Origin of the sequence: Paenibacillus sp. SAFN-117 (genome assembly GCF_051966115.1) — a bacterium.
GTDB lineage: Bacteria > Bacillota > Bacilli > Paenibacillales > NBRC-103111 > Paenibacillus_L > Paenibacillus_L residui.
This window is the reverse complement of record NZ_JBQCLK010000024.1, coordinates 16,867-31,009: the sequence shown is the minus strand read 5'-3', so window position 1 is coordinate 31,009 and position 14,143 is coordinate 16,867. Positions and strand designations below refer to the sequence as shown.

Annotated in this window: 12 protein-coding genes; all 12 read left to right on the top strand. The window is 49.2% G+C overall.

Features of this window, described 5'->3' with window-relative positions:
* The first annotated feature begins 23 nt into the window (after window positions 1–23).
* The 12 genes from ACTHRH_RS16145 (at window position 24) to ACTHRH_RS16090 (ending at window position 14,090) form a co-directional block, all read left to right on the top strand.
* A complete protein-coding gene (locus ACTHRH_RS16145; RefSeq protein WP_440416535.1) occupies window positions 24–986 on the top strand; it encodes a bifunctional riboflavin kinase/FAD synthetase in 963 nt (320 codons plus the stop codon).
* A gap of 389 nt (window positions 987–1,375) precedes the next feature.
* Window positions 1,376–1,645: a 30S ribosomal protein S15 gene (gene rpsO, locus ACTHRH_RS16140; protein WP_144933080.1), complete on the top strand. Its 270-nt coding sequence runs from the start codon at window positions 1,376–1,378 to the stop codon at window positions 1,643–1,645.
* A gap of 332 nt (window positions 1,646–1,977) precedes the next feature.
* Window positions 1,978–4,062 (top strand): polyribonucleotide nucleotidyltransferase, encoded by a 2,085-nt coding sequence (pnp, locus tag ACTHRH_RS16135; protein WP_440416532.1) that lies wholly within the window; start codon window positions 1,978–1,980, stop codon window positions 4,060–4,062.
* Window positions 4,063–4,229: 167 nt separating this feature from the next.
* On the top strand, window positions 4,230–5,240 hold the full coding sequence (locus tag ACTHRH_RS16130; RefSeq protein WP_144933076.1) for a polysaccharide deacetylase family protein: 1,011 nt from the start codon (window positions 4,230–4,232) through the stop codon (window positions 5,238–5,240).
* A 42-nt stretch (window positions 5,241–5,282) separates the two neighbouring features.
* Window positions 5,283–6,548, top strand: a complete 1,266-nt coding sequence (locus ACTHRH_RS16125; protein WP_144933074.1) for a M16 family metallopeptidase — start codon at window positions 5,283–5,285, stop codon at window positions 6,546–6,548.
* Entirely contained in the window at window positions 6,526–6,972 is a 447-nt protein-coding gene (gene dut, locus ACTHRH_RS16120; RefSeq protein ID WP_379287344.1) for a dUTP diphosphatase, read from the top strand. The genes ACTHRH_RS16125 and dut overlap by 23 nt, the downstream gene beginning before the upstream one ends.
* Before the next feature lie 387 nt (window positions 6,973–7,359).
* On the top strand, window positions 7,360–8,253 hold the full coding sequence (gene dpsA / locus ACTHRH_RS16115) for a dipicolinate synthase subunit DpsA (RefSeq protein ID WP_144933072.1): 894 nt from the start codon (window positions 7,360–7,362) through the stop codon (window positions 8,251–8,253).
* Between the two features lie 3 nt (window positions 8,254–8,256).
* Window positions 8,257–8,853, top strand: a complete 597-nt coding sequence (locus ACTHRH_RS16110) for a dipicolinate synthase subunit B (RefSeq protein WP_144933070.1) — start codon at window positions 8,257–8,259, stop codon at window positions 8,851–8,853.
* A 49-nt stretch (window positions 8,854–8,902) separates the two neighbouring features.
* Entirely contained in the window at window positions 8,903–9,943 is a 1,041-nt protein-coding gene (locus ACTHRH_RS16105; RefSeq protein ID WP_440416528.1) for an aspartate-semialdehyde dehydrogenase, read from the top strand.
* Window positions 9,944–9,988: 45 nt separating this feature from the next.
* Window positions 9,989–11,212 carry an aspartate kinase gene (gene dapG, locus ACTHRH_RS16100; RefSeq protein WP_440416526.1) on the top strand — a complete coding sequence of 408 codons (1,224 nt, stop codon included), beginning with the start codon at window positions 9,989–9,991 and terminating at the stop codon, window positions 11,210–11,212.
* A 21-nt stretch (window positions 11,213–11,233) separates the two neighbouring features.
* The gene (gene dapA / locus ACTHRH_RS16095; RefSeq protein ID WP_144933064.1) at window positions 11,234–12,112 is read left to right on the top strand and encodes a 4-hydroxy-tetrahydrodipicolinate synthase; all 879 of its coding nucleotides are present in this window, start codon (window positions 11,234–11,236) and stop codon (window positions 12,110–12,112) included.
* Window positions 12,113–12,413: 301 nt separating this feature from the next.
* A complete protein-coding gene (locus tag ACTHRH_RS16090; protein WP_144933062.1) occupies window positions 12,414–14,090 on the top strand; it encodes a ribonuclease J in 1,677 nt (558 codons plus the stop codon).
* The last annotated feature ends 53 nt before the right edge of the window (window positions 14,091–14,143 follow it).

Genomic DNA, 14,143 nt, shown 5'->3' with positions numbered 1-14,143 from the left:
GTAAGAATTGCAGGTGAATCCAAGTGCAGGTTTTCCATATTCAATATCCGACCCGATTGCCTCTTGAAGGAATGCCTTCTTCCCAGGTGATGGCGATTGGAGAATTCGACGGAGTTCATCTAGGTCACCGGGAAGTGATATCGAGGGCTGTGCAGACGGGGGCATCGCTCGATCTGCCCGCTTCCGTCATGACTTTCGATCCTCATCCGCGAGCGGTGCTTGGACATGATAATTATACTCAGAGCTTGACACCGTTAGCCAAAAAATTAGAACTATTTGAACAAATGGGAGTCCATTGCACTTATATCGTAGAATTTCATCCCGAGTTTGCGAAGCTGACACCGGCTGAATTTGTGGAGCAATTTTTAATGCCGCTCGGTGTCAGTTCGGTCATTGTCGGGTTTGACTTCAGATTTGGGCACCGGGGCTCGGGCACTCCCGACACACTGTGTGAATTAAGCCGGGGCCGGTTTGCTGTCGAAGTGGTCCGGCCGTTTCTTATGGACGGCGAGAAGGTAAGCAGCACAAGGATCCGGGAACATCTCAAGGCTGGGCAAATGGAGGAAGCAAGGACTCTGCTAGGGCGCCGATATACGGTACGCGGGCTTGTGGTAGAGGGGGACAAGAGGGGGCGGACCATCGGCTTCCCTACAGCGAACATAGATCCTGCCGAATCCGAAGCTTATGTCATGCCGGCGAACGGAGTCTATGCGGTCAGAGTAATCTGGGAAGGCAATGTGTATTACGGGGCGGCTAATATCGGGGTAAAACCGACCTTTTCAGGTGACCGGAAACTTCCTGTGCTCGAGGTCCATTTGCTGGACTATGAAGGAGATCTTTACGGGAGAAGCCTGGAAGTGGAGTTTTTATATTTCATCCGGAGTGAGCGGAAGTTTTCCTCTGTCGATGAACTGATAATGCAAATCGGGACCGATGTGAAAGACATCAGGACCAAGCTGTCTATATTGCCGCATAAGAATCTGTAGTTTTTACAGCGTTTAAGACGGTGTGAGAAAGATTCAAATCGGCATAAAAGCTGCCTTCTAAATCCGGGTTGAGCAGTGTCTGCGCTACGAGCTTTTTTACCACATTAGAAAGCTTAAGTTCATTAAAGCATTAAAATGGAACAACTTTCTAATTGGCATAAAAAGCTACCTTTAAAACCGGGTTATTCGTCTTCGAAGAGGCTCCGTTAAGAGCTTTTTTTATCATAAGGGCCATTTACTTGGCTTACCTTATTATGTTATACTGAATTGTGTTCGTCTTATGGAGGGTAATCTCTCCGGGACGAAGACTGAACCTCAGCGCGGACATCCGCTGCTCCGGCGGTTTCTGGGCTGCAGGCGATTCTTTAGATTATGAGGAGGTGAACAGGATGGCACTTACCCAAGAACGTAAGCAACAACTGATTCAGGAGCATAAGGTTCACGAGACGGATACCGGTTCTCCTGAAGTACAAATTGCTATCCTTACGGAAAACATCGTAAACTTGACCAATCATTTGCGTACGCACAAGAAAGACCACCATTCTCGCCGCGGTCTTTTGAAGATGGTCGGACAACGCCGTAAGCTGTTGGCCTATTTGAAGAATAACGATGTTAAACGTTACAGCGCGTTAATCGAGAAATTGGGTCTTCGCAGATAGGTTCAATTGTAGAAAAGCAACTTTGTTTAATCATGCAGTACTTCTGCATAGACGGCAAGGTTGCTTTTTCGCATACTTTCTTTTTGCAAGACACCCCCTCTTATGGAAGAAAGACGAAGGATTGTCCTTGGAACATCAGACTTTTATTCTGCTTCCCTGATCTTTCCCGGCAATGCACATGCGTCTTCCCCATTAAGATACGGAAATGGTTTCCGTGGGTCTTTTATAGTTCCTGTTAGGAAGCAAGTCGATTATGATTTGCTGTCAAGAAGGAAATGCTAGTACTGATGCAGAATAATTTAGAACCAAGTCCCACATAGCAGGAGGTAAGTATGGAGAAGAAAATACATATGGAACTAGGCGGCAGACCGCTCACTCTCGAAACGGGAAGATTGGCCAAGCAGGCCAACGGAGCGGTTATGGTCCGTTACGGGGATACGGCTGTTCTATGTACCGTAACCGCATCGTCAGATCCTAAGGATCTCGATTTTTTCCCATTGACGGTCAACTATGAAGAAAGATTGTATTCCGTTGGCAAGATTCCCGGGGGCTATCCTAAGAGAGAAGGAAGACCGACGCAGAAAGCTATTCTGGCCAGCCGTCTCACAGACCGGCCGATCCGTCCGTTGTTTCCTGAAGGCTTCCGCAACGATGTGCAAATCGTCAATATAGTAATGAGCGTTGAGCAGGATTGCTCACCGGATATAGTTGCCATGATCGGTACATCGGCTGCACTCAGCATCTCTGATGTCCCGTTCAACGGACCGATCGGTGGAGTCATTGTCGGACGGGTCGACGGCCAGTTTGTCATTAATCCGACCGTGGAGCAGAGCAAGGTAAGCGAGCTTTACCTCGTTGTTGCCGGTACGAAGGATGCCATCATGATGGTGGAAGCTGAGGCTCACGAGGTTCCCGAGGAAATTATGCTGGAAGCGATCATGTTCGGGCATGATGAAATTAAGAAAATCGTGGAGAAAATCGAGCAGTTTACCGCGGAAAACGGCAAGCCCAAAATGGAAGTAAAGCTGCATCAAATCGATGAAGAAGTAGATGCTGCAGTACGCGCTTATGCCCATGAACGTCTGGTGGAAGCGGTACGCATTCCGGAGAAGCAAGCCCGCCAGGATGCGATTGACGCCATCAATGCGGAAGCTGTCGAGCATTTTACCGCCGTTTATGAAGAGACTCCCGAACGGATGAGCGACGTCAACGAGGTGCTTTACAACATTGTGAAAGAAGAAGTCCGCCGTCTGATAACCCATGATAAGGTTCGACCCGATGGCAGGGCTTTGGACGAAATCCGTCCGATTGAATGCGATACCGGCCTGCTGCCGAGGACTCACGGCTCCGCCCTGTTCACGCGCGGACAAACTCAAGCCCTCAGTATTTGTACGCTGGGCGCCTTGGGCGATGTTCAAATCTTGGACGGACTGGATCTGGAAGAGACCAAGCGGTTCATGCACCATTACAATTTCCCGCCGTTCAGCGTAGGGGAAGCCAGACCGCTGCGTGCGCCGGGTAGACGGGAAATCGGACACGGAGCTTTGGGAGAAAGAGCCTTGGAGATGGTTATTCCGTCCGAGAGCGAGTTCCCCTATACCATTCGTCTTGTTTCCGAAGTGCTGGAATCCAACGGCTCGACTTCGCAAGCAAGTATATGCGCAAGCACAATGGCTTTAATGGATGCTGGAGTGCCGATTAAAGCTCCGGTAGCCGGAATTGCGATGGGTTTGATTAAGGATGGGGAGAATGTATCTATCCTGACGGATATTCAAGGAATGGAAGATCACCTTGGAGATATGGACTTTAAAGTGGCGGGAACGTCCGCAGGGGTGACGGCCATCCAAATGGATATCAAAATCGACGGGATCGACCGCAAGATTTTGTCAGAAGCGTTAAGCCAAGCGAGAGAGGGACGGATGTTCATTCTGGATAAAATGCTCCAGACGATCAAAGAGCCGAGGAAAGAGCTCTCGCCATATGCACCCAAGATTATTACCCTGCATATTAACCCGGATAAAATTAGAGACGTCATCGGTTCCGGCGGCAAGATCATCAATAAGATCATTGATGAGACAGGTGTTAAAATCGATATCGAGCAGGATGGAACCGTCTATATTGCCTCCTCCGATGCTGAAATGAACGAGAAGGCCAAGAACATCATCGAAGGCATTGTCCGGGAGGTTGTAGTAGGTGAAACCTACCTCGGTACGGTCAAACGGGTTGAGAAATTCGGTGCTTTCGTCGAGATTCTTCCCAATAAGGAAGGGCTTGTTCATATCTCGCAATTGTCAACCGAACGGGTGGCCAAGGTTGAGGATGTAGTTTCTGTCGGCGATTCGATTACCGTCAAAGTGACCGAGATCGACTCCCAAGGAAGAATCAATCTTTCGCGGAAGGCTACTTTGACCCAATAATTTGTTCCTTTACAATAAATACGATAAGATAAAGAGTCAGATCAGTCTGTCTCTTTTTTATTTGAACCTCATTCTAATCCTTCCCTGCCCAGCATAAGATGGGACAAACAAGGAACTCGGCCGTATTTTCAGCCGGGTACCCAATATTGATCCGGGGAGAATAGAAGATGAGCGCTAATAAACGTTTGGCTTCGGTCATAGCCGGAATAGGGGCTGTCATCTTTGCTTTGTTCCAGATGCCGTTCATGCAGGACTACTTTGACCATGTCAAGGGCAAGGCGGGGCCGGAGGCGATACCTGTCTTTGGCCAGCTCAATGCCAAGCCCAAGGACAGGGCAACGCCCGAGGAGAGGCTCGAAGCGATTCGAAGAGAGGCGGCGAGGCTTTATATCCCTCCGATTGATGCTAAGCTCGACCGGGTGTGGAAAGCGATTCCCGGTTATAACGGGCGGGAAGTGGATATGGAAAGAACCCTGCAGCTGTCCAAGGACTGGATTCCCGGTCAGAAGCTGCCGCTGGTCTTTCGCGAAATTCCGCCCAAGGTTTCATTGGACGATTTAGGCGCGCAGCCTATCTACAAGGGAAATCCGAATAAGCCGATGGTTGCTCTTATGATCAATGTCGCTTGGGGGAATGAGTTTATACCCGGCATGCTGGAGACGTTAGAGCAAGAAAATGTCAAGGCAACCTTTTTCCTGGACGGGTCTTGGTTAAGCAAAAATGTGGAAATCGCCAAGCAAATTGCTTCCAAGGGGCATGAAATGTCCAACCACGCCTATTCTCATAAAAATATGAGCCAGCTTGGCCGAGAGCAGGCCGTTCAGGAAATCAGCAAGACGGAAAAGCTGCTCAAGGAGCATCTCGGGGTAGAGAATAAGCTGTTTGCGCCGCCCTCGGGGGATTTTAACCAGCAAACAGTAAAAATTGCCGCTGAATTAAACTTGAAGACGGTGCTATGGACTATTGATACGGTGGATTGGAGGAAGCCTTCCCCGCAGACCATTCTTACCAGAATAGCCAATCGCCTCGAGCCGGGGGCGATGATTCTAATGCACCCGACGGAATCTGCTTCGCTGTCGCTGGAAGGGATGATCAAGGAAATTAAAGGAAGAGGACTTGTTCTCGGCACGGTTAGCGAATTGTTATCTTCCGATCGGGTACCCGATCCGGGAGAATGAGTTAGCAGGGGAGCCTTGCGAAACCTGTATAGGAGGAAAATAGTGATCAAACATCAATTATCGAATGGCTTAAGGGTTGTTCTCGAGCCGATCCCGTCCATCCGATCCGTGGCGATCGGAATATGGGTGAAGACCGGGTCGAGGAACGAAACACCGGAGCAGAATGGCATTTCGCATTTTATAGAGCACATGCTCTTTAAAGGAACGGACCGCTATTCTGCGCGGGATATCGCTGAGGTGTTCGACGGTATCGGGGGCAACGTCAATGCGTTTACGACGAAGGAATATACTTGTTACTATGCTAAAGTATTGGATGAACATTTGCCTATTGCGGTGGATGTACTGGCGGATATGTACTTTCATTCCCGTTTGGATGAGAGCGAACTGGAGAAAGAACGGAATGTCATTCTGGAGGAAATCTCCATGTATGAGGACACTCCGGATGATCTGGTCCATGATCTGCTGGCCAAAGCCGTTTACGGCGATCATTCCTTAGGCTATACTATTCTGGGCGTCGAAGACAATCTGAACCGGATGAATTCGGATACTCTGCGCGAATATATGAACCAACATTATACAGTCGATAATACGGTGATCAGTGTAGCCGGGAATATAGATGAGAATGCGGTTAAGCTGCTGGAGAAACACTTTGGCGGGGCTCACCGTTCGGGCTCCCCGGTCGTTTACGAAGCTCCCGGATTTGTCGGAGACCTGATCTATCACGAGAAGAAAACCGAGCAAAATCATATTTGTTTGGCTTTGCCGGGGCTATCGCTGACGGATCCTCGCTACTACGCAATGATTCTTCTAAACAATACGATAGGCGGCGGAATGAGCTCCAGGCTGTTCCAGGAGATCAGGGAGAAGAGAGGGCTGGCTTACTCTGTCTATTCCTATCACTCTTCGCACGTCGATAACGGAATGTTCGTAATTTATACGGGCACGGCTCCCAAACAGACGGAAGAGGTTCTCAAGGTTTCAATGGAGATCATTGAAGAAATGATCGTCCAGGGGCTGACAGACGCGGAATTGAAGAAGGGGAAGGAGCAGTTGAAGGGCAGTCTCCTCCTGAGCTTGGAGAGCACGAGCAGCCGGATGAACCGGATGGGCAAGAACGAGCTTATGCTCGGTCGCCATTTGACCATCGATGATATTATCGGCAGGATTGAGGCGGTTACGCAGGAAGAAATTCGGCAGGTGACGAAGGAATTGTTTTCCCGGCCTTTCGCTTTAGCTATGGTTGGACAATCAGATAAAGTCATACAAGGATTCAGGAGGGATCAACTTGCAGCATTTGGTTCAAATTAAGAGGCTTCCGGGAAATGAAGATATTCAGCTTCCGCAGAAAATGTCCGAGCTGGCCAGCGGATTCGACCTATATGCCGCTGTATCGGAGCCGGTCACGCTTCAGCCGGGAGAAAGGGGCCTGATCCCGACCGGATTTAGTCTGGCCATGCCGGGTGAGCTGGAGGCCCAAATCCGGCCGCGAAGCGGATTGGCCCTTAAGCACGGGATTACGGCTCTTAATTCCCCCGGAACAGTGGATGCCGATTATCGGGGGGAGGTCAAGGTTCTGCTGATCAATCATGGTCAGGAACCGTTCGTGATATCCCGAAATGAGCGAATTGCGCAGATGGTGTTTCAGTACGTTCCCACTGTTCGCTTGGAAGAAGTGGAGGAATTGTCAGAGACCGGGAGGGGCGCCGGGGGATTCGGACATACCGGCAAATAAACTCACGTTCCTAATACGAGCGGAGATCGTTGATGATGCCGCCGTAACCATATTTTCAATGAAGACTGCCGATTTGGAATTCGGCGGTCTTTTTTATTTTTATGTGAAAAGTACTGTATAAATCTTAATTGAAGCAGGCAGGAAGGCGATCGGGAACAGCGGAAGAGTTTAGCCGCCGTTAAAGCGCAGAAATTCCTGGCAGGCTTTTCAAGAACCGTGAATCCCGCATAGGCTTCGAAAGCTATTCGTCACTTTTGGGAAGACTGGTTGTTGCCGGGGAGATGACGGTCCGGCAACAAAACGCGGGCCATTGACGCTGTCACCCCTTACTGGGCCTCGGCATAAACTATTTTATCGAGAACGGCATTTGAGAAAAGGGTGTTGACATTGCTTACCGGAATCCAAGTTACATTCATAGGCGGAGATGCCCGGCAGTTGGAAGTCATAGAGCAATTATCGGAATTGGACGCTTCGGTGCAATTGATCGGCTTTGACAATCTTCAATCCTCATATAACGGAGTTACCCGGGCGAAGCTTCTGCCCGAGTCCTTGAGCAAGAGCGATGCAGTCGTTCTGCCTGCTTCGGGGATGGAAGACGATGGTCAAGTGATGTCGATCTTCTCTTCAGAGGAGCTCATTCTTGACGATGCCCATATGAAAGCACTCCCCGGCCACTGCAAGATCTATACGGGGATAGCCAAGCCTAATCTGAAAATGCTGTGCGGCAAAAATTCCGTCGGGCTTGTTGAGCTGTTTGAACGTGATGATGTAGCTATTTTCAATTCCATACCTACGGCCGAAGGCGCGCTTATGATGGCTATCCAAAATACGGACATAACTATTCACGGCTCCAGAAGCATGGTTCTGGGAATGGGAAGAACTGGGCTGACGATGGCCAGGACGCTGCAGGGATTGGGGGCTAAGGTAAAAGTAGGAATAAGGAAGCCGGAGCATTATGCCCGGGCATGGGAAATGGGCTTCGAGCCTTTCTATATCCGTGATTTAGCCGAACATGTCAAGGAGATCGACTTGATTTTTAATACGATACCGACTATGATTATCACAGCACAGATCATTGCCAAAATTCCTCACCGCGCCTTGATTATTGACCTTGCTTCGAAGCCTGGCGGAACCGATTTTCGCTTCGCGGAGAAGAGAGGGATCAAAGCGCTGCTTGCTCCTGGCCTTCCGGGAATTGTCGCGCCGAAGACCGCTGGCCGAATCATTGCCCGTGCCCTCAGCAGTTTGTTGATGGAAGATGCAGGAAAAGGGAGGAATTGAGGAATGAATTGGCATGGTAAAACGGTTGGATTTGCGCTCACCGGTTCGCACTGCACTTATGCCGAAGTGATGCCGCAAATAGAAAGATTCGTGAAGGCGGGTGCAAGAGTCATTCCTATTGCGTCTTATACGCTAATGACTACGGACACCCGCTTTGGGACGTCAGAAGATTGGCAAAAACAGTTGAAAGAAATTACGGGGAATGATATTATTTCTACAATTGTAGATGCTGAACCGCTTGGACCATCCAAGCTGTTGGATGTGCTGGTTATCGCCCCCTGTACCGGGAACACGACGAGCAAGCTGGCCAACGCCTTGACGGAAAGTCCGGTGCTGATGGCCGCGAAGGCTCAGATGAGAAATCAGAGACCGGTAGTTCTCGCCATTTCCACGAATGACGGCCTCGGCTTGAACGCAGCCAACATAGCCAAACTGCTTGTAGCAAAGAACATTTACTTCGTTCCCTTCGGGCAGGATGCCCCCAATGTCAAAGCAAATTCTCTCGTATCTAGAATGGATCTCATTATGGAAACCTGTGAACAAGCTTTGCAAGGCAGGCAGCTACAGCCTCTATTGATCGAACGTTTTAATTATACCTAAACTGCATTTAGCAATTTTCATAGAATGATAGATAAGGGAGAGTCAGGACATGTCGAATCAAAAACTGTACAATGTAGCTATCGTGGGAACTACCGGAGCGGTAGGTCAACAAATTATTCGTCTATTGGATGAAAGGAACTTTCCCGTAAAAGAATTAAAGCTGCTGGCTTCCAAGAGGTCGGCGGGTACCAAGGTCCAGTTTAAAGATCGGGAAGTGACCATTGAAGAAGCCACTCCGAACAGCTTCGAAGGAGTGGACATTGCTTTTTTCAGCGCCGGAGGCGATGTAAGTAAAGAACTCGTGCCTCATGCTGTCAAGAGCGGAGCCGTGTGCATCGATAACACCAGCGCATACCGGATGGACCCGGGAACCCCTCTGGTCGTTCCGGAAGTCAATGCGCACAAGATTCAAGAACATAAAGGCGTGATCGCGAATCCGAACTGTTCTACGACCCAGATGGTCGTGGCTCTGAAGCCGCTTCATGATCGTTACGGAATCTCCCGCGTGATTGTGTCTACTTACCAGGCTGTGTCCGGGGCAGGAAATCGGGCGATCGATGAAATGTATAAGCAGTCAAGAGAGGTGCTGGAGGGCAAATCCGTTCAACCTGATATTCTTCCGGTAGGCTCCCTGCCTGTCAAGCATCAGATTGCTTTTAACGCCATTCCGCAAATTGACAAGTTCTGGGAGAATGGCTTTACCAATGAAGAAATGAAAATGATTTTGGAAACGAAAAAAATTATGGGTGACGAGTCGATTGAAGTGACTGCGACCTGTGTCAGAATTCCGGTCGCATTCGGACATTCCGAGTCGGTTTATATCGAACTGAACTCCGACTTTGAAATGGAGGAAGTCAGGAAATTGCTGGCGGATGCACCGGGACTCTTTCTGGTCGACAATCCGGAAGCCCAGCAATATCCGTTGGCGACGGAGGCGACAGGAAAGCTGGATACTTACGTAGGGCGACTGCGCAGAGATTTATCGAATCCAAGGGCTCTGAATATGTGGATTGTGTCCGATAATCTGCTTAAAGGGGCGGCATGGAATTCAGTACAAATCGGTGAATATCTGATTGCCGAGAAGAACTGATCAGCTTATTGCGGCTTGAGGTCCCATTTGGTTGGGGGTGAAGATGTGTCCATCCTTGTGCAGAAATTCGGAGGAACTTCCCTCTCCACCGCGGAAGCCAGAAAGCACGTCATAAAGCACATTAAACAAGCACTTGCCCAACAATATCAAGTAGTCGTCGTCGTCTCAGCGATGGGGAGGAAAGGCGAACCTTACGCCACCGATACGTTGTTGAATTTAATTTTTGAGCACGGCAACCGCGTTTCCCGGCGTGAGAAGGATATGCTTCTTAGCTGCGGTGAGGTGATATCCGCAGTTACTCTTTGCAGCTTGCTTAACGCCGAATCGGTTCCGGCCACTGTACTTAACGGGGTGCAGGCCGGAATCGAGACGGACGGGAATTACGGAGACGCAAGAATTGTAACCATCCGTCCGGCAAGAATTGTTGAGGAGCTGAAGCAGGGGAAAGTGGTCATTGTGACCGGTTTTCAAGGCAGAGCGGCTGTTCAGGACGAGGTGGCTACACTCGGGCGTGGCGGCAGTGATACATCGGCCACTGCGCTGGGAGTTGCGCTGAATGCCGAAAGGGTCGATATCTTCACCGATGTAACCGGCATTCTGACCGCAGATCCTAGAATTGTTGAAGAAGCCAAGCTTCTTCCGGTCGTTACGTTCGCGGAAATATGCAATCTGGCTCATCACGGAGCCAAGGTGATCCACCCCCGCGCGGTTGAGGTCGCCATGCAGGCAAATTTACCGATTCGCGTCCGTTCCACCTTCAGTGATGAGGCAGGAACGCTCGTTACGCGTCCGGAAGCGGTCCGCCAGCATGTAGTGGATCGTTATGTTACTGGAATTACACATGTGCCCAATGTCACGCAGATTCAAATCGCATTTCAAGAAGGGCGCTATGATTTTCACAGGTCCGTTTTTCAAGCAATGGCCCATAATCAAATAAGCGTTGATTTTATCAATGTCAATCCATCCGGTGTCGTGTACACCGTTTTTGACGATGTTGCAGAACTGGCTGTTCAAATAGTCAGGGAGCTCGGCTATGAGCCGAAAATCCGCTCCAATTGCGCCAAGGTGGCCGTCATTGGAGGAGGGATGAATGGAGTTCCCGGGGTTATGGCCCGGATCGTAGAGGCTTTAACGGAGGCGGACGTTACGATATTGCAGTCTGCAGATTCCAATACGACGATTTGGGTGCTCGTTCCAGGGGATGAATTGCAGAGAGCGATTCGCATGCTTCACAACAAGTTTGATCTTCATAAAATGAATGGCGAATGAAAAGGTGTAGGGGGAATAGCAGTGGAATTCGGGACATTAATTACGGCGATGGTGACACCATTCGATGATCAGTTACAGGTCAACTGGACGCAGCTCGAGAAATTAATCGATTATTTGATCGAGGAGCAAAAAAGCGACAGCCTAGTAGTCTGCGGAACGACCGGAGAGTCGCCTACATTAACGGATGAAGAGAAAGTGAAACTCTTTGAGGCTGCGGTGCGTCATGCCAATGGCCGCTGCAAAATTATTGCAGGTACCGGAAGCTACGATACGGCGGACAGCATTCGTATGACCCAATTGGCAGCCGATGCGGGTGTTGACGGGATTCTGCTCGTTGCGCCGTACTACAGCAAGCCATCGCAGGAAGGGCTGTATCAGCATTTCAAAACGATTGCGGAATCAACCCAACTTCCTATCATGCTCTATAACATACCTGGAAGAACCGGGGTTAATATTGAACCGGACACGATGCTCCGGCTCGCTCAGATTCCTAACATTGTAGCCTCTAAAGAAGCTCATTCCGATATGGACCATGTATCCAAATTAGTTCGTTCCGCCCCCGAATCATTCAGAATATACAGCGGGGACGATTCGTATACACTTCCGTTCCTTTCAGTCGGTGCCTACGGTATCGTTTCGGTGTCCAGCCATATTGTCGGAAGAGACATGAAGGAAATGATCGAATGGTACAACCAGGGAGAGGTGCATAAGGCGGTTTCCAAACATGCTGAATTGTTCCCGATCTTCAGAGGCATGTTCGAATGCCCGCATAAAGTGCCGAACCCGGCCCCCGTCAAGCATGCTCTGAATCTGAAAGGCCTCAATGTCGGAGGAGTTCGTTTGCCGCTTGTTCCCGTAACTGAAGAAGAAGGCAAGTATATCGAAGGACTGCTGTCCTAGTATACAAATAGCTCTCCATACTGTTTTCGAAGAAGAATAATGCCGTATTAGAAGGAAGCTTTTTATTCAATAAGAATCTTATTACGCCGTATTAACACGGTAAAAAATTTGAAGATTCTCATGTGGTAAAAAAATCGATGCCGGCAGGCATCGGTTTTTTATTTTTGGAGACAATAGGTCGTAAATGATTTAGCTTGTAATTAGTGTTTTCTTTCATGTATAATGATGGCAAGTGACTTGTGCGGTTTCTTTTTGATTGTGAGTTATAAAATCGTCGTCAATATATCAAGGAGGAATAAACTTGTCAAAAAAGAATAACGAGAAGCTATCGGTTTTCGCTCTTGGCGGCGTGGGCGAAATCGGTAAGAATATGTATGTGGTGCAATATGCCAACGATATCGTTGTGGTGGATGCGGGGCTGAAGTTTCCGGAGGAGGACATGTTAGGAATCGATATTGTCATTCCGGATATATCTTACCTGGTGGAGAATCAGGATAAGGTAAGAGGAATTCTTCTCACTCACGGACATGAAGACCATATCGGAGGATTGCCCTATATACTTAAGCAGTTGAAAGTCCCAGTATATGGAACAAAGTTAACCCTCGGGTTGGTCGAGGCCAAGCTGAAGGAAGCCAATATGTTGGGGGAAACGAAGCGCATTCTGATTAATGCTGATTCTGAGCTGCAATTGGGAACGATTAAAGCCAGCTTCTTCAAGACCAATCACAGCATTCCTGATTCTGTAGGAGTATGTCTGGATACCCCCGAAGGAACAGTTGTGCATACTGGGGATTTCAAATTTGACCAAACACCGGTTAACGGACAGTATGCGGACTTGCATCGAATGGCGGAGATTGGGAGAAAAGGAGTACTCATGCTGCTTTCCGACAGCACCAACGCTGAACGTCCCGGCTTCACAGGTTCGGAGAGAAGCGTAGGAGCCGAGTTGGAGGAAGTGTTCCGCAAAGCGCGGCAAAGAGTCGTTGTGGCTACCTTCGCCTCCAACATTCACCGGATTCAGCAGGTAATAGATGCTGCGGAATCAACCCACCGCAAAGTTACCGTTATTGGACGCAGCATGGTTAATGTAGTGACGATTGCTTCGGAGCTGGGCTACTTGAATATTCCGGAAGGAATGCTGATCGAGCCCGAGGAAGTCAATCGGATGGCTGCCGACCGGGTGGTCATTCTGTCTACGGGAAGTCAAGGCGAGCCTATGTCCGCTTTAACAAGGATGGCGCGTTCTACCCACCGGAAGGTCGATATTCTTCCCGGTGATACGGTAATTATTGCAGCGACCCCGATTCCAGGTAACGAGAAGTTCGTAGGACGCACTGTCGATGAACTGTTCCGACTGGGAGCCAACGTAATTTATGGTCCCGGCTCGGTTTCGGGTGTTCACGTATCGGGACACGGAAGTCAGGAAGAGCTCAAGCTCATGCTGAATCTGATGAAGCCTAAATATTTCATGCCAATTCACGGAGAATATCGTATGCTGCGTCAGCACGGTTTGCTGGCCGAATCGGTAGGCGTTGATAAGGAAGACATCTTTATCGTGGATATCGGTGATACGGTGGAAGTTCAGAACGGTGTGGCCCGCAGAGGGGCCAAGGTACAATCCGGCAATGTTCTCATTGACGGATTGGGAGTAGGCGATGTCGGAAATATCGTCCTGCGCGACCGGAAACTGCTGTCCCAGGATGGAATATTGGTGGTTGTCGTCACGCTTAGCAAGCAAGAGGGCAACATCTTGTCCGGCCCGGACATTATTTCCCGCGGCTTCGTATACGTCAGGGAATCGGAGGGCTTGTTGGACGAAGCAAACCGGATTGTAACCGGCACCTTAAACAAGCTGATGAATGAGAATGTTAATGAGTGGGCCTCATTAAAAACACATGTCAAAGACGCACTAGGACGATTTTTATATGAACAAACAAGAAGAAGACCTATGATCCTTCCAATCATTATGGAAGTGTGAGGCTAAGCATTAAGTCACTTAACCCAAGCTATAATAAGCCTTTCGGACAATGC

Excerpts from the sequence above, each read along its gene's own strand:
- rpsO (WP_144933080.1), top strand. The coding sequence starts at position 1,376 with ATGGCACTTACCCAAGAACGTAAGCAACAACTGATTCAGGAGCATAAG.
- pnp (WP_440416532.1), top strand. The coding sequence starts at position 1,978 with ATGGAGAAGAAAATACATATGGAACTAGGCGGCAGACCGCTCACTCTC.
- ACTHRH_RS16130 (WP_144933076.1), top strand. The coding sequence starts at position 4,230 with ATGAGCGCTAATAAACGTTTGGCTTCGGTCATAGCCGGAATAGGGGCT.
- ACTHRH_RS16110 (WP_144933070.1), top strand. The coding sequence starts at position 8,257 with ATGAATTGGCATGGTAAAACGGTTGGATTTGCGCTCACCGGTTCGCAC.
- ACTHRH_RS16105 (WP_440416528.1), top strand. The coding sequence starts at position 8,903 with ATGTCGAATCAAAAACTGTACAATGTAGCTATCGTGGGAACTACCGGA.